This window comes from Paenibacillus sp. LPE1-1-1.1 (assembly GCF_040676435.1).
In the GTDB taxonomy this organism is placed as follows: Bacteria; Bacillota; Bacilli; order Paenibacillales; family Paenibacillaceae; genus Pristimantibacillus.
In genome coordinates this window covers 699,760-725,211 of the sequence record NZ_JBEGHY010000034.1, presented here as the reverse complement: position 1 = coordinate 725,211, position 25,452 = coordinate 699,760, and the positions used below count along the sequence as shown (strand labels likewise).

Annotated in this window: 22 protein-coding genes and 2 pseudogenes; 7 read left to right on the top strand and 17 right to left on the bottom strand. The window is 42.8% G+C overall.

Going from position 1 to position 25,452, the window contains the following annotated elements:
* Positions 1 to 282: 282 nt before the first annotated feature.
* Positions 283 to 648, bottom strand: coding sequence for a MerR family transcriptional regulator (locus MRBLPE1_RS26350; RefSeq protein ID WP_364151285.1), 366 nt, complete (start codon positions 646 to 648; stop codon positions 283 to 285).
* A gap of 115 nt (positions 649 to 763) precedes the next feature.
* On the opposite strand from MRBLPE1_RS26350, the gene MRBLPE1_RS26345 reads away from it, so the two are divergent.
* Positions 764 to 1,414, top strand: a complete 651-nt coding sequence (locus MRBLPE1_RS26345; protein ID WP_364151283.1) for a nitroreductase family protein — start codon at positions 764 to 766, stop codon at positions 1,412 to 1,414.
* Positions 1,415 to 1,848: 434 nt separating this feature from the next.
* Here the strand turns inward: MRBLPE1_RS26345 and MRBLPE1_RS26340 are convergent, their stop codons facing one another.
* The 4 genes and pseudogenes from MRBLPE1_RS26340 to MRBLPE1_RS26325 form a co-directional block, all read right to left on the bottom strand.
* Entirely contained in the window at positions 1,849 to 3,147 is a 1,299-nt protein-coding gene (locus MRBLPE1_RS26340; protein WP_364151281.1) for a glycosyltransferase family 39 protein, read from the bottom strand.
* A gap of 499 nt (positions 3,148 to 3,646) precedes the next feature.
* Positions 3,647 to 4,072 carry an SRPBCC family protein gene (locus tag MRBLPE1_RS26335; protein ID WP_364151278.1) on the bottom strand — a complete coding sequence of 142 codons (426 nt, stop codon included), beginning with the start codon at positions 4,070 to 4,072 and terminating at the stop codon, positions 3,647 to 3,649.
* Positions 4,073 to 4,138: 66 nt separating this feature from the next.
* Positions 4,139 to 5,104: pseudogene (locus tag MRBLPE1_RS26330) on the bottom strand (sigma-70 family RNA polymerase sigma factor); the annotation flags it as partial.
* A gap of 348 nt (positions 5,105 to 5,452) precedes the next feature.
* Positions 5,453 to 6,091, bottom strand: coding sequence for an FMN-dependent NADH-azoreductase (locus tag MRBLPE1_RS26325; protein ID WP_364151276.1), 639 nt, complete (start codon positions 6,089 to 6,091; stop codon positions 5,453 to 5,455).
* 129 nt (positions 6,092 to 6,220) lie between these two features.
* Here MRBLPE1_RS26325 and MRBLPE1_RS26320 point away from each other — a divergent pair, with 129 nt between their 5' ends.
* Together MRBLPE1_RS26320 and MRBLPE1_RS26315 are read left to right on the top strand one after the other, a co-directional pair.
* On the top strand, positions 6,221 to 6,580 hold the full coding sequence (locus MRBLPE1_RS26320; RefSeq protein ID WP_056626055.1) for a winged helix-turn-helix transcriptional regulator: 360 nt from the start codon (positions 6,221 to 6,223) through the stop codon (positions 6,578 to 6,580).
* Positions 6,581 to 6,841: 261 nt separating this feature from the next.
* Positions 6,842 to 7,135 carry a Dabb family protein gene (locus MRBLPE1_RS26315; protein WP_364151273.1) on the top strand — a complete coding sequence of 98 codons (294 nt, stop codon included), beginning with the start codon at positions 6,842 to 6,844 and terminating at the stop codon, positions 7,133 to 7,135.
* A 1,129-nt stretch (positions 7,136 to 8,264) separates the two neighbouring features.
* Here the strand turns inward: MRBLPE1_RS26315 and MRBLPE1_RS26310 are convergent.
* The 6 genes from MRBLPE1_RS26310 to MRBLPE1_RS26285 form a co-directional block, all read right to left on the bottom strand.
* A complete protein-coding gene (locus tag MRBLPE1_RS26310; RefSeq protein ID WP_364151270.1) occupies positions 8,265 to 8,786 on the bottom strand; it encodes a GrpB family protein in 522 nt (173 codons plus the stop codon).
* Between the two features lie 214 nt (positions 8,787 to 9,000).
* Entirely contained in the window at positions 9,001 to 9,348 is a 348-nt protein-coding gene (locus MRBLPE1_RS26305; RefSeq protein WP_364151268.1) for a HEAT repeat domain-containing protein, read from the bottom strand.
* Positions 9,349 to 9,985: 637 nt separating this feature from the next.
* Positions 9,986 to 10,636 carry a hypothetical protein gene (locus MRBLPE1_RS26300; protein ID WP_364151265.1) on the bottom strand — a complete coding sequence of 217 codons (651 nt, stop codon included), beginning with the start codon at positions 10,634 to 10,636 and terminating at the stop codon, positions 9,986 to 9,988.
* Entirely contained in the window at positions 10,626 to 11,123 is a 498-nt protein-coding gene (locus tag MRBLPE1_RS26295; RefSeq protein ID WP_364151263.1) for a sigma-70 family RNA polymerase sigma factor, read from the bottom strand. The genes MRBLPE1_RS26300 and MRBLPE1_RS26295 overlap by 11 nt, the downstream gene beginning before the upstream one ends.
* Positions 11,124 to 11,309: 186 nt before the next feature.
* Complete coding sequence (locus MRBLPE1_RS26290) at positions 11,310 to 11,681, bottom strand: hypothetical protein (RefSeq protein WP_364151261.1); 372 nt, start codon at positions 11,679 to 11,681, stop codon at positions 11,310 to 11,312.
* Between the two features lie 156 nt (positions 11,682 to 11,837).
* Positions 11,838 to 12,653, bottom strand: a complete 816-nt coding sequence (locus tag MRBLPE1_RS26285) for an arylamine N-acetyltransferase family protein (protein ID WP_364151258.1) — start codon at positions 12,651 to 12,653, stop codon at positions 11,838 to 11,840.
* Positions 12,654 to 13,250: 597 nt separating this feature from the next.
* On the opposite strand from MRBLPE1_RS26285, the gene MRBLPE1_RS26280 reads away from it, so the two are divergent.
* Positions 13,251 to 13,655, top strand: a complete 405-nt coding sequence (locus tag MRBLPE1_RS26280) for a VOC family protein (RefSeq protein WP_364151256.1) — start codon at positions 13,251 to 13,253, stop codon at positions 13,653 to 13,655.
* Positions 13,656 to 14,183: 528 nt separating this feature from the next.
* Here MRBLPE1_RS26280 and MRBLPE1_RS26275 read toward each other — a convergent pair.
* The 4 genes and pseudogenes from MRBLPE1_RS26275 to MRBLPE1_RS26260 all read right to left on the bottom strand — a co-directional run bounded on the left by MRBLPE1_RS26275 (position 14,184) and on the right by MRBLPE1_RS26260 (position 19,341).
* Positions 14,184 to 15,683: an alpha/beta hydrolase family protein gene (locus MRBLPE1_RS26275; RefSeq protein WP_364151254.1), complete on the bottom strand. Its 1,500-nt coding sequence runs from the start codon at positions 15,681 to 15,683 to the stop codon at positions 14,184 to 14,186.
* A gap of 257 nt (positions 15,684 to 15,940) precedes the next feature.
* Positions 15,941 to 16,816: an immunoglobulin-like domain-containing protein gene (locus tag MRBLPE1_RS26270; RefSeq protein ID WP_364151252.1), complete on the bottom strand. Its 876-nt coding sequence runs from the start codon at positions 16,814 to 16,816 to the stop codon at positions 15,941 to 15,943.
* A 496-nt stretch (positions 16,817 to 17,312) separates the two neighbouring features.
* Positions 17,313 to 18,599: pseudogene (locus MRBLPE1_RS26265) on the bottom strand (IS110 family transposase).
* 277 nt (positions 18,600 to 18,876) lie between these two features.
* Positions 18,877 to 19,341, bottom strand: a complete 465-nt coding sequence (locus MRBLPE1_RS26260) for a MarR family winged helix-turn-helix transcriptional regulator (RefSeq protein WP_364151249.1) — start codon at positions 19,339 to 19,341, stop codon at positions 18,877 to 18,879.
* A 135-nt stretch (positions 19,342 to 19,476) separates the two neighbouring features.
* On the opposite strand from MRBLPE1_RS26260, the gene MRBLPE1_RS26255 reads away from it, so the two are divergent.
* The gene (locus MRBLPE1_RS26255) at positions 19,477 to 20,349 is read left to right on the top strand and encodes an SDR family NAD(P)-dependent oxidoreductase (protein WP_364151247.1); all 873 of its coding nucleotides are present in this window, start codon (positions 19,477 to 19,479) and stop codon (positions 20,347 to 20,349) included.
* A 117-nt stretch (positions 20,350 to 20,466) separates the two neighbouring features.
* Here MRBLPE1_RS26255 and MRBLPE1_RS26250 read toward each other — a convergent pair whose 3' ends face one another.
* Positions 20,467 to 20,808: a cupin domain-containing protein gene (locus MRBLPE1_RS26250; protein WP_364151245.1), complete on the bottom strand. Its 342-nt coding sequence runs from the start codon at positions 20,806 to 20,808 to the stop codon at positions 20,467 to 20,469.
* Between the two features lie 737 nt (positions 20,809 to 21,545).
* On the opposite strand from MRBLPE1_RS26250, the gene MRBLPE1_RS26245 reads away from it, so the two are divergent.
* Both MRBLPE1_RS26245 and MRBLPE1_RS26240 read left to right on the top strand, forming a co-directional pair.
* Positions 21,546 to 22,340: an alpha/beta fold hydrolase gene (locus MRBLPE1_RS26245; RefSeq protein WP_364151542.1), complete on the top strand. Its 795-nt coding sequence runs from the start codon at positions 21,546 to 21,548 to the stop codon at positions 22,338 to 22,340.
* Between the two features lie 705 nt (positions 22,341 to 23,045).
* A protein-coding gene (locus MRBLPE1_RS26240) for an IS3 family transposase (RefSeq protein WP_414698926.1) occupies positions 23,046 to 24,379 on the top strand; the annotation gives its coding sequence in 2 pieces (ribosomal slippage) (positions 23,046 to 23,475 and positions 23,475 to 24,379; 1,335 coding nt in all).
* A gap of 121 nt (positions 24,380 to 24,500) precedes the next feature.
* Here the strand turns inward: MRBLPE1_RS26240 and MRBLPE1_RS26235 are convergent.
* The gene (locus MRBLPE1_RS26235) at positions 24,501 to 25,391 is read right to left on the bottom strand and encodes a LysR family transcriptional regulator (protein ID WP_364151243.1); all 891 of its coding nucleotides are present in this window, start codon (positions 25,389 to 25,391) and stop codon (positions 24,501 to 24,503) included.
* Positions 25,392 to 25,452 lie beyond the last annotated feature (61 nt).

The window sequence follows — 25,452 nt, the reverse complement described above, 5'->3', positions numbered from 1 at the left end:
TTAACAAGCAGAATCGAAGTGATTAAAACAAAACCTGTAAGAGCTAAAATGGAATCGCAACAAAACCAAACCAATTAATATTGAACGTTACAAGGTTTGGTTATTTTATTTATTGATATCCAACATTATGGCACTTGGAATAAACTCCAAGTCAAGCGACTCATTTGATTTGAAGTATCCAGCCCGTTACTTCTACGAACAACGGCAGCCGATCGTGAAGCCGGCTGCCGTAATGTCTAACGGAGCATAGTCTCCCGTAAGTTCAATTCATATATCTTTAAATTAATATTTTCCGAACCCATTCTCGCAGGTAATATCCAATTCAAGAATTTCGTAAAGGTTTTTTTTGGAATCCTCTAACTTTTTTTGTACATTTTCGATTTCAGATATTTTCTCCTTTAGAATAAGTGTTTGTTCATCTTTGGACATTCCATTTCGCGAGATCATGGCTTTTAAATCGTTAATTGAAAAACCCACAGCTAAACATTTTTTAACAACTTCTAGATAATGAGTCACTTCTATTGCATATTCCCTGTAATTATTCTTTTCTCTCCGAATGTACTCATTAGTGATAATACCTATTTTCTCATAATAACGGATAGTTGATATAGGAAGGTCAACCATTTTTGCGACTTCACTAATCTTCATATCATTCACCTCATTGCTTCTCTTGCTATAAAGTATACTTCATAGTTTACAATCCTAATAGTGAGGTTTAGCGACCAAAATCTCATAACTATATAGATGAGGGAGAGAACACAACATGAGCAAAATTACTGGCAAATTCCAAAAAACTAACAATTTCAATGATATCGTCTTGGAGCGCCGTTCGGTCAAAGTCTACGATTCAGAAGTGAAAATTAGCCGGGAGGAACTGACCGAAATAATAAAGGAAGCTACCCGCGCCCCTTCTGCTATTAACATGCAGCCATGGCGTTTCCTTGTCATAGACAGCGCTGAAGGCAAAGAAAAACTTGCACCCTTGGCATCTTTCAACCAGACGCAAACTCTGACTTCCTCGGCTGTCATTGCGATATTTTACGATACTAACAACATTGAATATATTGACGAAATTTTTGGCAAAGCTGTTGAACATGGATACATGCCACAGGACATCTTGGACATGCAGTTGCAACAAGCGAAATCTTACTATGCGAACATATCTGCATCCGACCTACGAGACATGAACTTGATTGACTCGGGTATCGTATCCATGCAACTCATGCTTGTTGCACGTGCCCATGGATATGACACAAACCCGATGGCCGGATATGATAAGGAACGGATTGCTGAAGTTTTTGGTCTTAGTAAAGACAGGTTCCAACCGGTCATGTTGATCTCAATCGGAAAAGCAGCCAAAGAAGGCTATCCTTCTTACCGTTTACCAGTTGAAACAATTACTACTTGGGCATAATCATACACAAACTAAAGTCTAAAATCCCATGCTATCCCGAAAAGCTTTACCGTTTCCAGCTGGCTTTTCTGGAATCGTGCCATCCGAGTTAATTAGCCCATTACTTCAACAAACGGGCCGCAGTTCTTAGATCCGTGGCCGGTTTGTTGTTTTAAACTAATGTTCCCCGTCCCTCGGTTTAGCTACCTTAAGATCAAGGGAGTACCACGCTAAACTGTCCGTTAGTTCAACTGTAATTAGTGATATTAGTTTATTGTTTTTGTCCTAAATCTTATTACCTTCGTTATAACATTCAAAGGTAAGCGTCAAACAGCCCCCACCATGCTTTCATGATGAGGACTGTTGTATACTGCAGCTATTATTTTGTTGTTTAAATATGCGGCAAACTAGAGGTAGCGCCTGTGACCATTGAATGCGCGATTGGGTAGAAGCCCTTAAAGGTTCACAGTGGCAGAAGCTTTTACTCTCCTACTCTGATACCTTGCAACGGCCCAGTCAATAAAGAAGCCCGCAGCCAGAAAGATAAGAAACACATTCGGATAACCATACCTGTTGAAGGCGACGAATGGAACATAGATCACTGTAAAATAGGCCAATGCAAGCAGTAAAAATAAATAGGGAATCTTCTTTTGCCGGAGGGCTTGTATAAGCATAATCAACAGCCCGGCTGCTCCAAGAAGCATAAATACGACATGATAGATGCCCGTGATCCATATATTTACACCAAATACCGTTTTCCAATAGTAAGGAACCTCGTATAATCCAAATACTTTATCGACCGTATACCATTTCAAATATTTCAATGGCTGATGCTGGAAGCCGAAAATCACAATTTTTTGGGCCGTTTCCGCCAGAGCGGCGTCTGAGCCTACAAATAAGTTATCACTGCTACCCTCGTATTCCGGATGGGCGTCGAAGAAGGCCTTTGAAGGCGCCCCGTAGTGGATAAGCGCACCTAATAGCATCGGATTGCCTGCTGACTGTGTGAATGGAATGAATTTATCAAACGTAATATAATTCCGAACCCACCATGGAGATAGAAGAAGGATCATCGTTAGCGAAATAATTCCCGTATGCTTCACTATCGTTTTCCAGGATACCCTCTGCACAAGCCATAAAAAGAACCAGACAACGGGAAAAAGCACCGTATGCGGCTTGAAATAACAAGCTAGTCCAACAAAAACGGCCGCAATAAGGTAATATTTCGTTTGCTGGCTCCTTAAGGCGAGAAGGCTGAAGCAAATAAGCAATATGAAAAGGGTGCGGAACATCGTTTCCGATAAAATTGCGCCGGAGGAAAAATAATCGGGCAAATAAAGCGCGGTTGCGATACTGGCAATAATAGCTGCTCTACTATTAAAAAGCTGATTTGCCACTATAAATATCAAATAGATCGAGAAGGCTTGAAGGGCTACCTGCAGGACTCGGAATGCTACAACCGCTCCATCTCCTTGTCCGAAGATGAGCATGAGACCAGCCAGCACGACCGGCATTCCCGGCATGATGAAAGTTGATGGCTCCTCGCCGCTGTTATAAGCAATCGTGTGCTTATTCAATAAAATCTTAGCGCTATTTACATACTTCACGTCGTCATTATTTAATTTCTCATAAGACCCAAGCAGAAAGTGATCGCCATATAACAGAACAGATGCGGTGCTAATCGAGAAAACGAGAATGATGATTACGAATAAAATGCTGCGAATAGGACGGGATACATGGTTAAGCTTAAACAAATTTACACACCTTTCTATCTGTATCTACGATGGATACAGAATTGCCCTAACAACTAGAACGTGGCTTGTACAGCTCATTCTATAAATTGGAATATGTTAAAAACTTTTTCATAATTTCCACTCTTCATTAAAAACGAATAATGAAGCTTTTTTGTTGCGTTAACCTGCCAGTTAGAAAATACATGTATGCGCCCGACTGACACTACTCATCGGTTGAATTTCATTGGATCCCCCTTCTTTTTGCGTTTCGCATCTGCATTCTGATATTTCGACGGAATAAGTTCCATTTTTGTTGCAAAATGGAACTTATATTCCTGCCAAAGAACTTAAAATGCAGGAACTCCACTTTGTTTAGCACTTTCATCCAAGGCAAAACGCGCTCTGCCGTCCTTTGGTGGCAGAGCGCGTTTCGTTCTGAGAAATATAAAGAAAGTAGGACGATGTCATATACTATCCTGTATGTTGAAAAAGGCGCCCTAATGGGCGCCTCGATTTATTCTCATGATGCTTCCGTATATCGTTTGAAACTATCCATAATCGCTTGCCAACCCGCCTGTTGGAATTCAACAGGGTGAGTGCTCTCGGCGTCGAAGATTTCAACGACCTTAGTGGCCTCGCCTTGATCGACGAACGCAATATCCACTTTCCGTCCGTCTCCCAATGTGTAGGCAATCGTCTCATGCAGCTTCACTTTGTCGTAAATTCCGCTAAAATCAAAACCCATGCTGCCATCCTTCGCTTCCATCCTTGTCAGGAATTCGCCGCCGACCCGCAAGTCGTTCTCCGCTCTTGGCGCATGCCATTCCTCGGAAGGTTGATTCCACTTCGTAATGTGGTCCGGCTCGGTCCAATAGCTCCATACTTTTGCTACAGGGGCTTGAACGACGGTCTCTACGGTTACTTTCGTTGGATTGCTTGTTTCCATTGTGAAGGACACCTCTTTACGGGAATTTTGTTTCTCACTAATATAGACGAATGCCAATCTCCGAATTCATCGGTCTATTTGTTCCGGAAGCCCTAATCGGGAAAATAATTTTGCATTTATGAAATTTTGAACATGGAATATCCGATTATCTTTCACTTCAATCACGTGAATGCCCCAAGGCACCAGTACGGATGCCTCCTTACCCGGCACATACTGCGCCAGAGCGGGATAACCGCCATTCACTGTAGTTGGCAAAAATATGGACCCCTCGCAATGCCAGCGCGTAAGCGCAAAAAACGCGGACAAATTTTCTTGCCCGCTTATCCACATGGCGAAAGGCGGCATGGACATACAACCTTCCTCATGGAACAACGACACAAGCGCATGGATATCGAATTGCTCAAACGCTTCCACATACCGCGAGAGGAGATTCTGGTCGGGATTGACATCCATCTTACTAAATTCGTCGGAGCGAAGCCGCGTTCGGTCCATCGTCTCCCTGGCTCGTTGCAGGGCGCTGTTCGCCGCTGCCGGTGACATTCCCAACGTTTCCGCAATTTGTTTCGAAGACCATTCAAAAACATCCTTCAGAATAAGAACCGCGCGTTGACGAGACGGCAAGGTTTGCAAGAGTGCGATAAAGCAGAGCTGAAGGGTATCCTTGCGAACGAGAGCATCTTCCGGATTTTCTCCAAATTCGGGTGAGGGCCAAATCCAGGACGAGTCTGGCAGCGTTTCGTTCGGTTCGACAATCTTGATCGCCGGGCCGGACAGGTCAACGGGAAGCGTACGGCGCTTCGCTTGCCTCAGCTTGTCCAGGCATAAGTTCGACGCTATGCGGTAGATCCATGTTTTAATGGATGAGTCCTGTCTGAATCGATCCCAGCTCTGCCATGCCCGAATATAGGTTTCCTGTACCGCATCGTCCGCATCATCAATGGATCCCAACATTCGATAACAATACGAGGTTAACCCCGGCTTGTAGCTCTCAAATAACTTCATATCAAAAGCGGCTTCGTTCATCTTCGCCTCCTTAGGTCGATCTACTTGAAACGTCCTCCTTCCATCATATTCGAATCATACGGCAGCCACAAGACGAAACGGCTACGTCGTCCTTTGGCCGAGAGACGCATTTCGTACCAAGAAGTATAGAGGATTGTCCTCATGTTCATGTCTGGTTAAGCTATTGTTCTCCGTTAGCGCAATAAAAAGCCTATTGAAATACTTCAACAGGCTTTTTATTATTTGGGAAATATACGCAACTTGATTTCCTGTGGATAATGGGGGCTCCCCCGAAAGTAATCGGAATCAGCTTCGCAGCATTACTTCACTTTTGGTGAATTTGCTTTTATGGATTCCGGTTTGAGAACGATCCCCCGATTAGAAACGTTTGGCAACTTCCTTAGCATGTGCAATTGCTTTTTCTTTAATAGCTGGAGCTTGCTCTTGTGATTTTAATGCCGTTCCTTCAACAAAAATTGCCTCAATAGATTGAATCCCATAGAACTGTAAAACCTTATTCAGATAGCTGTATCCCATTTCAAGTGGAGCTAAAGGACCTTCCGAATAAACAGAACCACTAGCTTGAATGTGTAAGACTTTCTTACCGGTCAACAAACCTTCAGGGCCGTTCTCGGTATATCTAAAAGTCTTACCCGGAATTGAAGTCGCATCAGTGTATGCTTTCAAAACCGGTGGGATCGTGAAATTCCACATCGGGGAAACATATACGTACTTATCAGCAGCCACGAATTGATCAACAATCGCTTCAAGACAAGCCACTTTTGACTTCTCAGCATCAGTCAGTTGATCGAAAGATGAACCCGACCGAAGCTTTTCCCAACCTCTTAAAACATCAGCATCAAATTGCGGAATATTCTCTTTGTAGAGATCCAAATGAACAACTTCATCTCTCGGATTTGCCTCGCGGTACGCTTCGATAAACTCTTTGCCTACCGCGAGACTATACGATGATTGAGGATCGAGAGGGTGTGCGGTGATGTACAATACGGTTGCCATGAATCAAAACTTCCCTTCTGTAATCAGTTATACTTTCAAGGATAATCATATTATATATACTTACATATTTTAAGTACGCACAATAATGTGGTATAGTATTAAAAAAGGTACTGTAACGGAGGCCTTCGTATGCAAAAGAACCCTGTCCAATGTCAATTCGTTGTGGCGCTGGATTCGATCGTTGGCAAATGGAAGCCGATTATCCTTTATCATTTGCTTCAAGGTAAACCTTTGCGGTTCAATGAGCTAAGAAGATTGCTGCCCGATATCACTCAAAGGATGCTTACGCTCCATCTGCGCGAATTGGAAGAGGAAGAGATCGTTAAACGAGTCATTTATCCGCAAATCCCGCCGAAAGTAGAATACTCCATCACGGAATACGGCATGAGCCTGTCTCCGATTTTGGAAACTTTACATCAATGGGGAGTGGCCCATGTTGAGCGAAAGCAGCTCAAAAAGGAGAAAAATGAACAAACAGAAACGGACTAGCGTTCGACATTACGCTGGTCCGTTTCATTCTGCTCCGAGTCACAATATAACGAAAGTGATTACGAGGCATGTCCGGCAGCGCGGCCTGCCAGAACTTAAAGAAGATCGATAAATCCGAACTATCCTGCCCGTTACTTCAATACCTCGCCGAATTATGACGCAACAAGGTGTTGAGTAGTGTCACGACGAACTGGAAAAGCTTGCCCGTTTCATGCTATAGTGCTTAAAGTTATTGATGTTGAGGAAAGAGGGGATCTTTACATGATCGATCGCATTATTCTCGTGAAATTCGGTGAGCAAACAACCCACGCACAGCTGCAGGAAATTGTGGAGCGATTTAAGGCGCTGAAGCAACACTTGTCTGGTGTCGTTGAAGTGAACGCAGGAAATAATTTCTCGGACAACAACAAAGGCTACCAGCTCTTGCTTCGCGTCCGATTCGAAGACAAGACAGCGCTAGAGGCTTATGGCCCGAATCCGCATCACCAAGCGGTAGCAGCGCTCATCCGTGAGTATGGCCGGGAAGATAGCATTGCGGCCAATATCGAAGTGTAACAAAAAAACAGCGATGCGCTTTGCGAGGCGTTCGCTGTTTTATTTGATTTCAAGTTAGGTATTATTCGCGCAAGCTACGTCGGCGCAAGCCTCGATCCGACGGTTGCGAATCATTAACATCAGCGGAGTGTTACTCAACTAATGTTTCCCGTTACTTCAATGGTTCATTTTCAGTAACATCATCGTAGGCGTCACCTAGTGGTCTGAAGTCCTCTTTAAGCCAGTACCACCTTTCTCCGCTATTTTGGACCAATTGTTCTAATAGATCAGTAAATGAGTTTGCTATTACTGGACAATCTCCAATAACGTAAAATCTGGGTATCGGGAATAAAGGGAGCGTACTTGCCGGTGCCAGTTTGAGCCGGATACCATACCTGAACCATCAATTCTCTCTTACCATCTCTGGCTTCGTCGAAAATCTCTTCCCTCATTGTATCCACGAAATGAAAAGTTTGCGTTCCTACCTTAAATTCGCCTGTCGGTTCAGGTAGTTTAAATACAGGAAAAGCATACATGAGACCCACTGTTACGACCAGCATTATCGCTATAGCTATATTAGCTGAACCCAACATGAATCGTAGGATTTTTTTTGGCCGTTTTTTTTAAAATAGCTATAACCTGAAATGGCTAAAAAAATGATCGTTATGCAATATGGGAAAAATAGCTGAACTCTGTATCCTTCCACCGTTCAATGAATGACCAGGAAAATTGTGGAGACCCCGCTTGCAACGAATACTGGAATTCTACGCCGTCCTTTTTTTAATAGGACGGTTAATGCAAACAAGCCGATGTTTGACAAAAAAAGAAACAGTTCAAACAGCCTCATCTCGATTCTCCTTTTAAAAAATTTCTATTTTCATTTTTTCCAATATTATCCTGCAAGACTGACCTAAGCTATCGATTTGCCTTACATCTACCTTACAATTTTGTAAGACGTTTACTTAGCACGTAACCATTAAGTGGTAACCATTCCTGAGACTGATCTTGCGGCCCCGTTTTCTAGTCCACCCCGGTAAACTGCCCGTTAGTTGAAAGTAGGGCTGCCATATGGCAGCCCTCTTGTGATTGAACTATAGTTACCCGTTCGCTTAATAACTTCCCCATTTCACCCATAACACCATATTTTTTGTTACCTATGAGACGAAGCCCATTTAATAGACTTTTCTACTAACTCATTAACAAAAGATTCCTTTCCTTCTTGGTATTTATGTGTATCATCTGGGTACTTATTAGCTAATTTCAGTTTCAATTCTCCGTACCTTTTAGCGTCATCAGAGTGTAAAAGTAAATATTCTTTAAAGTTCAAATGTAGTTGAATGTTTATATTTCCAGTCTGGTATATATGTACGTGATGGGTTCTGTTACTCCCACCCTTTGTAAAATACCGTCTTCTTTCAATTCCATGCTCACCTCGGACAGAGTAACCATTTACAGCCATTTTGTCATTGTAGAAGTCAATCTTCTCTATGTCTTTAACGACAACCAATATATCAATAATTGGTTTGGCGTAACCGATATTCGGGACAGATGTACTTCCAATATGATGAATAGAAGTCATTTCGCTAATAAAAATTTGACTGATTAAATTGGATTCTATTACATACAACTCATTCCATGTTTCAGTCCAAGCTACTATTTCTGTCTTCCGCATATTTCCTCCTAAATTATCGTTCTAATTATCACCACCATCAATTTTACCATAAAATGTTGTTACGTTATCCTGCCCGTTAGTTTAATAAAGAAAGGGAGCAGCTGCCGCAGCAAACTACTCCATGTTTGTTCAACTATCGTACCCGTTAGCTCAATAGGCTATCGAGAAAATCGCCAGTAGCTTACGTAGTAATCATAGAGCTAACGTGTTGAAGTTATGAGTAGTATTCCTTCAGGTTACCATTATCCCATTCGATTAACAGATACTTAATACTGAAATCTAAATGTCTTGAGAAGCCAACTAAATAATTTATTTCTTGTTTTGCTCGTGGTTCGTCCACTGCAAGCAAGTAAATAGCTGCCATATACTTAACATAGGGATGCTCATGATTAAGCAGTTCATATAATCCTTGAATCCCATCAGGCTGTTTTTTTAGTGTAACGAAGAGCTTTCTTGATAAATCGTATAACTTGTTGGTTCTTTTTGAATCTGATATTACTTCGTATGCCGCAATACCGTAATCTATGGCTGCTTGTATACACTGTTCTTGTAGTTCATTCATTAATATCCTTACCCCCGATAAGATAATATTACCATTCCCCCCCAATCCCCCCCAATCAGCTCCAGTAATCTGCCCGTTAGCTTATAAGAGAAAAGTATGCAGGAAAGAGCAATGGGAGACTCGACAAACATCCTACTGTAACGATAATAAAGGTATTAAACAATGACCTGGTTAGCCTCGAGAAAGTTCCACTTATGTCCCCATTATAAAACCACGTTAATATATATGTCAGAATGAGATAAGCAGCAACTATTACAACCCCAATCAATTTTGAACCTGGACTTGGGCCAATGTACCCTTCCCTGAAGCGATGTTGGTATTCGAAACCAAATATCGAAATGTAAGAACAGAAAAGAACAATAAAAGTAATAACGGAGGAAGGTATTAGTAACAGATATTTTGTCTTTGATTGTTTCAGCAAGGCTAAAGAACTCATTTAACTCTCCACTCCCTATGCATTATTTTTCCATTTTAGCACAATTTCATTAAGCATAACTGGCCGTTAGCGTAATGAAGCAGCCGATCATTGTGGTCGGCTGCTTCTGTGTTTTTAATGAACTATCGTTTCCCTTTAGCTTAATGCTTATCGGCAATCTAAATCTTTAATTGCCTGTCTTATTGCTCACAATAACCCTTCTCAATCATTGGTTAACTTTCCAGTGTACATGTAGTAATCTTCCATTTTGATCTCGATTCTACCGCTCCCGAGCTTTTTCATATCCTTGTAGGCGGTTATCTCAAGTATACCTTCGGTTCCCCAAGATTGTGACGGGGCGCCTTCTACCATTGGAGACCAATAGATTGTATCGCCTGACTTAACAGTCGTTTCCTTCCCCTGATATTTCACAATGGGATCCGCCGGGTTCCACAATAATAGCTCCCCCTCTGAGGTTTTCACTTCAATTTTGTCTGCATCTTTTGAACCAATTGTTATAGGAAAGCCTGGCACACTGCTCATATACATTGCGTATTGACCTAGCGGGAAGGTTACATCGGGTTTTACCACTATTTGAGCGCCGTCTGCCGCATAAGCTGTAACCACGAATCCACTAAATAAAGTAGCTGGATTTTCTTGATCATTATTGTGAAGTACAAGTGGTCCTCCAACGGCAAGAAGGAATATAATCATGCAGGAAACGGCAATCATCGCTGCCTTACTGTGAAATGCTCGAGCTACAGATCGAGGTTCAGCGGCACTCGTGATTGATTTGTTGATGATTCTTTGTTTGAGTTCATTGTCCGCCTTTATTTCGTTCATTCCGTTCACATACTTCGTTCTAATCGTCATCGTCAAATCCTCCCATTATCTTTTCCTTCAGAAGCTCTTTCGCTCGCTTTAGTTGTGTCCGAACCGTGTTCTCTTTTAAGTTCAGGAGCTCGGCAATCTCAGCTGTTTTGTAGCCTTCATAATAGTAGAGATAGATAACCATACGGTATTTCCGAGGGAGCTTAAGAACAAAGGACACGACCTCCATATTCTCGGTATGCTCAATAGGCAGTGTTATCTCTTCAACAGGAGAGAACCATTTCTTCCACGGACTTCCGATCACGTCTTTGCACGTATTTATCGTCACTCGAATGATCCAAGCCTTTTCGTGCTCGGCATCATTAAAGGGACGTTGGTGCTTAAAAAGCTTGATAAACACCTCTTGACACACATCCTGCGCATCCGCTAGGTTTCCGAGGTGGGTTAGTGCCAATCGCAGCACCATGTCGGCGTATTTGTTCACCAAGATTTCTAAGTATTCATTCATACCCATTTCGTTGCTTTCCAATTGCTCCCCTCCTTCTACTCATAACACTTTGAAACATGGGGAAATGTTTCATTGAATTAAAAAAAATTACATGGGAATGGTTGGGATAGAAGTTTCAAGTCAATTTAACAAATTTATAAATTTTCTATTTGATTTCCTCAGCACATCATTGTGCATTACTCCAGTTAGTTGAGAAAACGGCAGCCATTATGTCGGCTGCCGTGTCTTAGTGTTCATTGAGCTATCGTTTCCCTTTGTCTTATTTTGTGAATCCTGCATTGAAGTGCCATTGGAACTGTATGTCTTCGTTTTCGTTCCGTTTTCCCAAAGTTCAATTTTAGCAGAAATATCATTTTTGTTTCCGCCGTACTTCAATTTCACTGCACCCGACATCGTGCCAAGAAAAGGTTGGAACTTCCGTGCCTCTCCGGCAAATAAATCGATTGGCTCTACGTGCAAAGCAGTTCCTTCAACTTGTTTTGTTATTGCTGTTTCCGGTTGGTCGGATACATACTTTGAGCATGCACACAGCATTGCAGCAATAATAAGTATCAAACCTATGAGATTTAGCTTCTGCAAAATAATTGACTCCCCTTCTTTTCACATTGTTTAATTTTTCCATTAACCAAGCTATAGTTAGAACACAATTTATTAAGTATACTGCCCGTTAGCGTAATGAAGCAGCCGACCATTGTGGTCGGCTGCTTCCGTGTTTTTTTGAACTATCGTGTCCTGTTAGTTGAATTCTAATTTAGAGGAAAAGTTTCCAAAGGTTCTGATATTAAACTCATTAATGAGCATTTTCTTAAATATAGTGTCATCTATTGCCTTTTTAGTTTCTTTACCATTATTCAATTCGATAAAAGAGGTATTTGTTAATATTATTATTCCTCGTTCATTTATCTTTGTGACTAATGGTTTTTTATTAAAACGTGATTCGGGATGTTCTATTATTAACTTCTGCACTTCATTCAGCACGGAAAAATCTTTTACTTCCTCTGTGGAATCAAATATATACCCTAATTTCCAATCTTCCTGTCTATGTTTTAATCTAATATATAAAAAATACTCACCGTCTTTACTACGGTTTTTTTCCACTCTAAATTCTCCATTATGAGATTCAACAACACTTCCACTTAAGGGTATAGGTCTTAAAGGTAAGTTTGCTCCAAAACCAGTATCAACTACATATTGTTGATCTTCATGAGTGATTAAATTTAAAATATGTGTCTTTCCAGCGGCACTCCACCGTTTTTCATTATGGTCGTATGTTCTACCCCTAACAAGGGTCGAAGTAAATCCATTTTCAATTAAGAACAAATGCAGAATAGTATTGAGCTCATAACACAGCCCGCCCTCATTTCTAGTAATTATTTTGTTTATTAAATTCTCTTTCGTAATATTTCTTGCACTATTGTCAATGACACAAAGATTTTCAAATGGTATCTCTCGTGCAATTCTTTCAAGAAAAACATCTAAGTTATCAAACTGTATTGTTTCATGAGATAACATTCCAATTCTTTGCCGAAATAGTGTATTTAAATTTTTCATATCGGATTAACCTCCAAACATTCTTGCTTAATCTACCTAAGCCTATGGACATTATTGTCCGCTACTGCTAGCAAGGATTGTCGTTTAATCATAATTTAAACCTCCCTTTAGAGCAATTAATTATAGATAGCTTCAAATATGTCACTGTTGCATTCATTAAATATGGGAACTAACCTGCCCGTTAGCTTAACGCCCGCTTCCGAAAAATAACATTTTTGAAATATTTTATTCACGTCATTGATTGACCTGAATTCATACATAGTATCCCTCCAATAGTCATACTTCATATATTTTCCTCATCGTACAGACTAACCATTACTAGAGATATTCGCGAGGTGATTAAACAATCTTGTCCGTTAGTTTAATAAAAAAAGCAGGGCTACCGTAGCACCTGCTCCTAAATGTGTTATTCAACTATTGTGTCCCGTTAGGAAGCAAAAAAAAAAAATAAAACACTACTGACATACTGTTGTCAGTAGCGTTTTTTTATAATCGGAGTAAGTAACCGTAAAGGAGTGGGAGATAAATGCGAAGTATTTTGGCCCAAAATGATATGAAACGGTATTGTATCATTTATTATAGGAAGGATGGTATCTCGTGAATTTTGCTTCTGTACGCATCATCACCGACGACGTGGATCGTCTCGTCGAGTTCTATGAGAAAGTCATGGGTGTTTCGGCGGAACGCCCCGCGCCCGTCTTTGCCGAACTCGTTGTGCCATCGTGCACCCTGGCGATCGGCCACTCCCAGACGGTGCAACTGTTTGGCGCTGGTTCCGCAGTGGCGGCCGACAATCACAGTGTCATCATCGAGTTCCGCGTCCACGATGTCGATGCCGAATACGAGCGCTTAAAGCCGTTTGTCGACGAGTGGGTAAAGGAACCAACCACGATGCCGTGGGGGAACCGTGCTGTGCTGTTTCGCGATCCCGACGGCAATCTGGTTAACCTCTTCGCGCCGGTGACCGAGGAAGCGATTAAACGGTTCAGCAGTAGGCGTTGACGGACAGTTGAAGTAAGTGAGGAGAATTTCGTAGTTAGTAATTTTACTGACCGCTTCATAGAAAGAGACCAGAGACCATAGCAACGAGCTATGGTCTCTTCATTTTATCTAGGTTCTTCATTATTTATTGAGAAATGGATCTATTTCGTGACCCACTTTGTCTAAATATAGTTTGTTATCGCCTTCCGCATAGCTCCAAAAAATATTTCTTTTAATCTCAAATAGCCTTCCCAGCCGGTAATGAAAGTGGTTATTGGAATTACTACGAACGTCCTCCTGGAGTTCTCTTTTTGGAGACTTATCCTCTATGCTAAACGCCTCCTTTTTTGGGCGAATACCTCCAACCATTTTATGCTGTCCATTAAACTAACCTGCCCGTTAGCTTAATACAATGAGCAGGCCGCCGCAGCGCCTGCTCATTAATGTTTGTTATTCAACTATCGTTCCCCGTTAGTTCAATGATGTTGTTTCAGTCTAAAATTTCTACAATCTTATTAGCATATCAAAACCGGTAGCCTGCTCCGTAATTTATAGCGAGGTTACGAACTTCACCTCCGGAAAGCGGCTATCCGGTCCTTTCATTAAGATTCCGCCTTGATTTTTCAGATACATATCGAAGAAATCCAGCATTTGGGCATTGATAACGGAGTTCGCTCTTTCGGGCGCAATCTTTCCTGTAATGCCCAGCATTTTGAAAATCGGAGAAATGAACTGTACGTCGGCAAAATTCAAATGCTCCGTATTTTCGATATAGAGGACTTGTCCCCCTTCGTCGACCGTTTCACGCATCCGTTCAAGCTCCAACTTTTTATCTTCCGTTACTTGATCCTCCCACTCTCTTGTTGATCCCATACGGTTTAGCTCTGCATCCGTGTAGACCCGGTTATCCATCACCATTTTTAATTTTTCGAAATAGCTTTCCGAGTTGATGAACAAAAACGGCTTTCGCAGACCCTCTCTGTCACGCAGTCGATAAAGCCCTCCATCTAAGTCTATTCCAACCGCGATTCGCGGATCGTAAGAAGCGTCATAGGCCGTCGCTCCGCCAATGGAATGACCGAACACCCCGACATGACCGAGATCAATCCTCCCTTTTAGATGACTTGGAATCTGCCCCGATTGGATGAGCTCGAATTGGTCCAGCGCAAACGCCACATCGCCGGTTAAAACTTTTCCTAACTTGTCGCGATTTCCTCTACTCGTCCGGTAATCATGGTCGGGCGAGAATAAATCGTTAGTTGTGCTGGTCGTGATTCGACCGTCCGGAAACTCGGTTGCAAATGTATTGTAGGTGTGGTCGATCACTGCCACGATATATCCGTGACTCGCGAGATTTTCGGCTTGCGACGTGTGGAGGAACCTGGAAGAGCCGTTGCCGGGATTCGCAAGGATCAGCGGGTATGAAGTCTGTGCCGAGGAGACTTCGGCCCCCGAATAAGCATGACTGGATACGTACTTCAGGTGTTGAAAAGTAAACCCGGGAAGGCCATAGTCCGCGGCCATATAACGTAAAATCTGGGTATCGGGAATAACGGGAGCGTGCTTGCCAGTGCCAGCTTGAGCCGGGTACCATACTTGAACCATCAATTCTCTTTTTCCATCTCTGGCTTCGTCGAAAATTTCTTCCCTATTTGTATCCACGAAATGAAAATTTTGCGTTCCTACCTTAAATTCACCTGTCGGATTAGTTAGTTTAAATACAGGAAAAGCATACATGAGACCCGCTGTGACGACCAGCATTATCGCTATAGCGGTATTAGCTGAACCCAACATGAATCGTGGGATTTTTTTTTGGCCGTTTTTTTTAAAATGGCTATAACCTGAAATAGCTAAAAAAATGATCGTAATGCAATATGGGAAAAATAGCTGAACTCTGTATCCTTCCACCGTCCAATGAATGACCAGTAAAAGTGTGGCGATCCCGCTTGCAACGAATACTGGAATTCTACGCAGTCCTTTTTTTAATAGGACGGTTAATGCAAACAAGCCGATGTTTGACAAAAAAAGCAAAAGTTCAAACAGCCTCATCTCGATTCTCCTTTTAAAAAATTTCTATTTTCGTTTGTTCCAATATTATCCTTCCATGCTAGCCTAAGCCCCCCCTCCTTTCGCTACTTCAGTATAAAGACGGTTTCGGAATCCAAAATGTATCAGTTTCGTTACTGTAAACTGCCCGTTAGCTTAATAAAATGAGCAGACCCTCACAGAGCCTGCTCATTCATGTGTATTATTCAACTATCTATCCTGTTAGTTCAGTGCATACATTAATTTTTAATTTGACTTTCTTATTGAATTTCGAAATCTGCAGCCAATTTCACACTTATATCCGTCATGAATCCATTGAAACTCTTCACCAGTCGATACCTTCCTGGTTCAATCTTTTGTGGTAAAACAACCTTTTCCACGTAAGATTCACTAGGTCTTGCCTGCATCGCGATGGTTTCTACAGATCTGTCATCAGGAACTAGGGTCCATCCCTCAGGTTCTTCTCGGTAGATCGCGTATCCATATCCAAAATACAGGTTGGTCGGACCTGCATTATAGAGGGTCAATGCGGTTTGATCAGATCCTACTGCCGGCGGTTTAACGGAAAGGCGTGCGTTAAGTTCATGTGCTGGCACAAAAAGTGGAGTAAGAAACGTGTCCTCTACAACATTCTCAGCTGATAGAATTTCTATGCTGAACAGATAATTTGTATCGGGTTGTTCGGGCATCTGGTAAGTGAAATCTAGTTGTCTTGTATCGTTATTACGATTGTTCACCATATACTCCTTCAAAAGCTCCACCCGATTCCCCTCCTTGTCTCGACTTGTAATTTGAAAACGAACAGAGCGCCCTTCTGGAACCTTACTGAATCCGGTTCCTACATCAGTTCCTGCCTGTCTTACTGGGGATGGGGTGGAAGTCAGGATGTTAAAGCCATTTTCTCCCTCGAACCATTTTCCAGTCCTGGGACCGTACTCCTTAGCAGATGCAAGTGCGCGATCTTGCGAGAGCATTGAAGAGATTTTTAACGTGTTTGGGTTACCTACAGTATCTGTTAATAGAACAACAGTGGGATCGATCACTTGAGATGAGGTGTTCTCTAAATCTGAACTTGTTTTATTTCCGCATGCAGATAAAATAAAACCGAATATGATAATCAAAAGGATTCTTCGCAAAACAATCACCTCCTGTAACACTACTCATGCCGAACCGTTTAAATTTATGACGCAACATTCACTGAAAAGTTACACTAAACTCCCTCTATGGAGAATCGTTTTCCTCTTAAATGCGCTTGTTTTCTTAGATTTTGAACGTTTTTCTTTAGTACAAGACAAACAATGAATGGAACAAGGTTGTAGAAGATGAAAAATATGGGTACGAAGAAATCAGAAAAATACATCCACTCAGACCACTCACTTTAAAAAGTGGACATTCTGGAGATATATGGTTGCACCTTTGGATCTCCACATAGCCTCATGGTGGTTAACCCTCCCATGTCTCACAGAGTCTACGCTCCCACATTCCTTCATTCAACCTGTCCATGAGGTGGAGGTCGGATATGCTGCCCGACAGGATCTTCGTCCGTATGTTAGTTTTGTTCCGACTCATCCGTGCTTCAATTGTCTGTAACTTTCTTATCTACGTTCGTCTTCTATGAATTAACAATGAAGTCTAAGCTGCTAACGACACTTCCGTGAACCGCGGGATATCCTGCAACATCTTTTCTTCACTAAACCGATGCCCCTTTTTCAGGACACCAAAGAGAATTCGAATTAACTTACCGCAAAGCGCTATGAGCGATTGCATCTTTTTCAATGGATTGGTTGGCCGTTTGGTGTAGTACTGATGCAATGCTTTAAAGGCGCGATTCTTTGCCACCAACGGCATCATGACTCGAAATAGTAGCGCTCGTAGTCGCTTACGACCGCGCTTCGTGATCTTCGTTTGTCCCTTGTGTTTACCGGACGTATTTTCTTTTAAGTTCAAGCCCGCTAGCTTTATGATTTGCTTAGGATGTCGGTAACGCTCGATGTCGCCGACTTCGGCGAGGAAACCAGCTATGCTATCCCGACCAATTCCTTTAATGGCCATAATTTGCTTCACATGAGGGATTTGCTCCAGAAGCTCGTCCAACTTTGCTTCAAGCTCTGCAAACTTACTTTCAAGCAACTCGTACTGTGTTAACAGTAGCTTAAGCTCGAGCTTTGCTAATTCTGTACCTTCTCGTATGCCAACAGAACAACCTGCAGCTGCTTTCAAACACCTCATACGTTCCATGCCGAGGCCTCGCTTAGCCACCTCTCTGAGATGCCTTAGCAAAGCTTCCTCTGACTGAGCAACCAGCTCATGCGGCAACAAACAAAGGCTAAGCATTTGGCGTGCAGACTTGCATTCCCAATCTTTAAACACCGTGTGAAACTCTGGAAAGTACCGATCCAACCAATTATGAACCCGACCTTGCACCACTCGCAGGTCAGTCGACAGATGATCGCGAATTTTCATCGCTTCCCTTAGTTCGGCATATTTGCCTTGGAGAAGATTGGGTACGGCGTATCTTCCATCTTTGACAAGCTGTGCGATGACTTTGGCATCTTTGATGTCGTTCTTGGTCGGCGAATTGTCGTCCAATTCTTTGCTTTTCTTCACGTGGAGCGGATTAACTACGCCGCATAAAACTTGTTGTTCCCCCAGGTAATACGCGAGGTTCAGCCAGTAATGGCCGGTGGGTTCCATGCCGACTATGGCGTCCTTGAACCCTTGCTCCGTCGCAATCTTCCGGAACCAGCTAACGAACAATTAAAAGCCTTCTCGGTTATTCTCAAACGTAATTGGCCTTCCGAGCTCGACCCCGCGGTAATCTTGCGCCCGTGCCACATGTTTAAATTTTGCGATGTCGACACCGACAATTAAAGTAGAAGAAGTGATTTGATTAATTCGTTCATTTTGAGTAGAATGCATCTTGTAGTCTCCTTGGTTTGTATTTGGATCCGTTCGCTGGCCAGCATCTGGGACCCACATACATCATACCAAGGAGTCTTTTTATTTCTCAAACCTCGTATTTCTTCATAATAGGAATGCTGCCCGTTAGCGTAACTGCGTTTTCAGTAAATAACTTATCTTATGTACCGAAAAAACCAGCCCCCTTAAACGGACTGGTTTACGCTGTTTTCATTCAACTATCGTTTCCCTTAGCTCAACTCTTACGACTGCTAGTTGTTTCTTTAAGGGTTACACTTCAACAACGAAACCCATTAAAGCGCCTCAGCATTTGGATAAAATCATGAAGTTCTGCATCTTTCCAGTCCGAAAGCCGTTCATAGTACACAGACTCTTTTTCCTTTAGCGCATCTATAATTTTTTGTTGCCCATACTCGGTAAGAGATAATACAACTCCCCGCCCATCATTAGGCGACGCTTCTCGATTTACATATCCCAGATCCTGGAGTTGTTTGACGAGGCGACTGACCGAACTTCGATCCATTGCCGTTGATTCAGCTAACGTGGCTGCATTAGTGGCGCCATAGGAATACAGCCAGCGAACAATATGGAAGGCGGCAGGCTGTATGGAGGAATCGAATTTAGCAGCGGCTTTTACATTCAATGCATGTGCAGAACTAATGAGAGCATTAAGCTGTTCACCTAATTCAATCTCAAGTTTCTCCCTAGATTCGTTTATTGATTTATGCTCGTTCATTCTCATTCCCCTTTCTCTAGGACTATATCATAACTTTAAAATGATTGACATATATCAATTAAATTATTATAGTGGACATATATCAACTAAATTTTGCTGATTAGTCACTTTTAAAGTGTATCATAGGAAGGTGAAATGACGATGGATAAAAAAGAAAATGTTGTCATTACGGGTGCCACCAGCGGACTTGGGCAGCTTGTCGCGCTCGAATTAGGAAGACGCGGATTTGATCTTATTTTGACTGCCCGAAGTAAAGAACGCGCTGAAATCACGAGAAAACAAATTGAGGAGCATGCACCGTCAGCGAAGATTGATTTTTTTTATGGAGATTTTACGTCAATAAAGGACGTTTCACGGGTTGGGAGAGAAATAGCAGCCAACTATCCTAAAATTGATGTGCTGTTGAACAATGCGGGGATTCATGCTTTTAAGCCACGCATCACCCCCGAGGGTCTTCCTGAGATGATTACCGTCAATTATTTCGCTCCCTGGGTTTTAACACAGATACTAAAACCTTCCCTGCAAAACTCGAGTCAGGCTAGAGTTGTCAATGTTTCCTCTGAAGCTTCACGCCGTCATGGTATTTTGAAGTTACCAGAGGATTTAACGGATACAACTCCATTTACCGCTCGCGGCTCATCCCCCATCTATGGAAAAACAAAATTATTAAATATTATGTTTTCAGCTGAACTTGCACGGCGGTGGTCAGGTGCGGGTATCTGCGTAAATGCACTGAATCCTGGATTTAATGTTACCGGACTCGGACGAGAACTTTGGTTCGCCCCCGTCCTGGAACGATTGTTTAAAGCCCTGCGCCTTGGAGATCCGCGAAAAGGAACTGATATTATAACCCGATTAATTGTTGATCCGGAATATCAAAGAAAGACGGGTGGATACTTTAATGTCGGAACCGGACAATCAATCGAACCAGTATCTCCTGGAGGAGATAAAGTAATGCAACACAAGTTGTGGGAGACCACAGAAAAATTACTGAGAGAAAAGGGTTTTCTATAGGCATATTCTTAGTAACACTCCACAACCCACCGGTTAATTCAACAAAGACAGCCGATCGAACTGACCAGCTGTCTACATGTCTTGAATTGAACTATCGTTATCCGTTAGCTTAAAGCTTTAATCGACTAAGAACCTATCGCCCTTACTTATAGGTTGAGAAATTACAAGAAATTCAATCTCATCATTTGACTTATTGAACATTTGATGGGGTACCAAAGGAGCCACTTCTACTCCCTCTTGTGTATTGAGCACAATCTCATTGCCATCAATCTCTATGGTAGCTGTACCAGTTAAAACAAAGAAAAATTGACGTGATTGTTGGTGATAGTGCTTTACTTCAGAAGTATGTGCTGGCATTCTTTCATGGATTACACTTAAATCTTGATTCTTTACTAAATGCCAACCATCGCACTTGTCGCCCCAAATATAGTGTTCAGCACTGTGTTTACTAATTTTCATTTCTGTAACTCCTCTCATGATGTAGGAGTAATTTTAACATAATTTCATTAAGCAAATCTGCCCGTTAGCGTAATGAAAAAGGAAATACTGCTCCCCTCAGTTACGTCCCTTACGTCTCTCTTTTCTCTTGTAAAACCTGTCTATGAGATGGATTAAGATATGTACCATGGTTATAAGCACTGCCATCTGTATAGCCTTAATAAAACTAACCCCTACAAAATAATAAACCAGAAGCAAAATGGCACAAAAATAAAAAACAATCCCTAGAATTGATTTCATCATTTTCACCTCTCTTAGCTTAGTAATTTTGCCACCCCCCCCTCCTGTATTGAGCCAAATTGTCTGTTAGCTTAATAAAGTAGACAGTTCTCGGAAGCCCCTTATATTGTGCTATCGTTCCCATTAGTTCATTTGCTGGCATGTCGCCGACTCCGTGAGAGGAACTGCAATAAATTACTATTTACGTACAAATAATCGCCACTTCGTCAGCAATATTGTAGTTTTATTCAGCGGTTTACCTTTTGCTCAAATTAAATATGGCTTTCAGATCATCCGATCGTTCGGGGGTACGCTGCACGTCTTCAGCGAGAAGAACAAGGGGATCGAGATGATGGCGAGAATCCCTAGTCTATAGAATCAACGAACCGGGACCGCCGCGCTTCCGCTCGGGCATTCACGTTTGGGCGCTGAGCGCGTATCATATCGGGATAGGATTTTGATTCGTGGAGGCATTGACGGTGGGATACTACGTAACAGTAGAGCCGGGGGTAAATCTCTACGTGGAGGATATCAACCCGACGGGAAGCAAGACGATAGTGTTTCTTCATGGCTGGCCGCTCAGCCATGACCAGTTCGAATATCAGTTCGACGTGCTGCCGGGCATGGGCTACCGCTGCATTGGCATCGACTGGCGTGGCTTCGGCAAGTCGGACCGGCCCTACGGCGGCTATAATTTAGAGCGGCTTGCGGACGATATCCGCGCCGTCGTCGATGCGCTGCAGTTGAAAGATTTCGTGCTCGCCGGACATTCGACCGGAGGCGCGATCGCGATCAAATACGTCGTGCGGTACAATGGCGGCGGCGTATCCCAGCTCGTACTGATCGACGCGGCGGCGCCGCGCGGCTTCACCAAGGAGACGGCCGCACAGTTGCTGAAGCAGACGTTGAACGACCGGGCGAACATGATGCTCGGCGTGACGGACATTTTCTTCTTCAGGTACATCACAAAGCCATTCTCGGACTGGTTCAATCGGATGGGCATGCAAGCCGCCGGCTGGTCGACGGCCGCGATCATCGTCATGCTACGGGACTTCGATTTGAATGTTGACCTGTCTCGTATCCAGGTGCCGACGCTGATCGTGCACGGCATTCATGACCAGGTCATTCCGTTCAGCCAGGCGGAGGAGATGCATCGAAAAATTCCCCATTCGCGGCTCGTGCCGTTCATGTACAGCGGCCACGGCTCGTTCTACGACGAACGCGATAAGTTCAATCAGCTGATGCAGGAGTTCGTCGGGACTGCGCCGCAATGAACGCCTCGCCGCCGGAACCGTAATAGCACGACGACAGGCAGCTGGCGAGAAGCCGGCTGCCTGTCGGTCGTTCTCGATCATTCCAGTGGTCTTTTCGGGTCCCGATAATGGATTAGGCTTAAAGCGCTTCTTCCCGGGTCAATGGGCTTCGCCCAATAGAATCGATGTTAATCCCTCGCTTTAAGTTCTCGTTACCCATCCCTCGGTTTCTGCCCAATAGCCTAATGAGGCCACCGTTCCTGCCGGCAGCCTCGTCTTAGTTATTCTGTATAGAACTAACGTTCTCCGATAGCTTAATGAAAGGGGAGTAGTTACCGTAGCACTTCCCTATGAATTTGCCCAATTATTCTTCTCCACCATTATTAGTTTCCCTCTTGTAGAGCCTATCTATAAAAAGAATTAAAATATGTATTATTGTGATTAGAGATGCCATCTGTATAGACTGTATAAAGCCAACCCCTATAGAGTAATAACTCATAAGCAAAATTGCAAAAAAATAAACTCCCACTCCTAATATTAAGTTAAACATATTTACAACCTCCCTCACATCCCTAATATTAACATTACTCACACTTTCTGTGTTGAGGATAACTGCCCGTTTGCTCAACAAAAGGCAGCCGATCGTATTGAACTGCACCCCATTTGTTAGACACGCCTAACAAAGGAGGTGCAGTTTTTTTACCTAAATTCAGTTTAGTTGAGAAATTGGAGGCCATCCATCGGTATCAGAATGGTGCTGAAGGGGTCAAAAGCATTGCGAAATCATTAGGGATAAATCATGAAGTTTTACGTATGTGGATTAGGCAATACGAATATCACGGCATAGAAACTTTTGAAAAGAGCTATACAGCTTACACCATGCCATTTAAACTAGACGTACTCAACTATATGAACGAGAATGGGACGTCACCAAATGAAGCTGCTGTCATTTTCAATATATCCTCTCCTGGGATCATTAGAAAATGGCGCAGTCAATTTAATGAACATGGGATGGACGCCCTGAAATCAAAGAAAAAGGGGCGTCCACTCTTGACAGATAAGAACGAAAACATTAAGAAGAAACAAGAACCTGCCGAGGGCTCAGTTGAAGCTCTGCAAGCTGAATTAGAACGTTTGCGTATGGAAAACGCCTATTTAAAAAAGTTGAATGCCTTAGTTCAAAACAAGGAAAAATCACCAAACAAGACAAAGCGCAAGTAGTCTATGAATTAAGGCTCAAATTCCCGGTGATTGAATTGCTAAAGCTCGCTGAAGTCCCACGTAGTACCTTCTATTACTGGGTAAAGCAGTTTGACAAGCCCGATCTAGACGCAGACCTGAAACTCCTTATTCAATCCATTTATGAGGAACATCAGGGACGTTATGGCTATCGTCGTATCCGTGATGAACTATTTAATCGGGGACACCGAGTTAATCATAAAAAAGTGCAGCGTATCATGAAAGAATTAGGCTTGAAATCAGTGGTGCGTATGAAGAAATATCGTTCCTATAAAGGAACAGTAGGCAAAATTGCGCCTAATGCACTGGATCGTAATTTTCAAGCAGATAGGCCAAATGAGAAGTGGGTTACCGATATTACGGAATTTAAGTCGTTTGGTGAGAAGCTGTATTTATCACCTGTTCTGGACTTGTTTAACGGTGAAATTATCACCTACACAATAGGGACTCGTCCTACCTATTCATTAGTCTCTGAGATGCTAAATAAGGCCTTAAAACGCTTATCCGACGAGGATGAACTCCTCCTGCATTCGGATCAAGGCTGGCACTATCAGATGAAGCAGTATCAACATGCTTTGAAGAAACAAGGAATTACCCAAAGCATGTCGCGCAAAGGAAACTGTTACGATAACGCAGTAATGGAAAACTTCTTTGGCATTATGAAGTCAGAGTTTCTTTATCTTAATGAGTTTGAAAGTGTAGATCACTTCAAGCAAGAACTAGCACGATACATTGATTACTATAATCACAAACGCTTCAAGTCAAAATTAAAAGGCATGAGCCCGGTACAATACCGAACTCATGCCCAACAGGTTGCATAAAAATATTGTCTAACTTTAAGGGGTCACTTCATATTTGGCCGGCAGGCGCGGTGTTGTTTTTCAGCTATCGTGTCCCGTTAGTTTAGCGAGATAAGCTAATACTCTATGCAAAATTTGCACATTAGTGGTTCCGGTCACCGGATAAATAAAGCTCCCTTGCGGTTTGCAGGAACAGCTTCACCCCGTGAGGAGCCTCCTTCAGAGACGGAACCGCCAAGTAAATCTCTCTGAACGGCTGCGGTTCAATTGTCCGGACGCGTACATTAGGCGGCAGCACCGACAACGACAACGAAGTTGTCGATACGATCGCGACGCCCAGCCCTTCTTGAATCATGCTCAACGCCGTGGTTATGTTGTGGCCGTCATATTTGACGCGCAAAGCGATTCCGAATTGCTGAAACAGCTCATAAATCGGCGTTACAAACCCGCCTTTGCATACAATCATAGGTTCTTTGTCGAGATCGGTGATATGGATTTTCGGGCTGCTTTGCAACGGATGATCGTCTCGAAGGAGCAGACACAACTCGTCTTTAAAGAACGGAATCCCTTCCAATTCACCGTTCGGCGGAATAATCCATCCAACATCGATTATTCTAGAAGACAGCCATTCTTTAATCTCGTCAATAGTTCCTTCGTACAGTTCGAACTTCAGCCCAGGGTGCTTCTCCCCGATCACCTTTAATATTTTCGGCAAGAAGTGTGCGGACACGATCGGGAACGTCCCAATGCGAACGGTGCCGACTTCAAACCCTTTCTCGGCCGTTACCTCCTGCTCCACCTTATTGTATCCGTGCAAAATCTCTCTGAATATGACAGTCAGGCGCTTCCCAATATCGGTGAGAATGATCCCTTTCTTCTTATCCCGAATCATGAGGATGACCCCCAATTCCGATTCAAGCGTGGAGATGGCTCGGCTTACGGCAGGCTGCGTCATATTCAATTGCTCCCCAGCTTTTGTAAAATTGCCGGTCTCGGCGATTTTCACGAGTAACATCAGTTGCGAATGTGTCATAACAATTTTGATATCACCTCTATAGAAAACATTCATTTCATTTATCTTATGAGGCATTGTA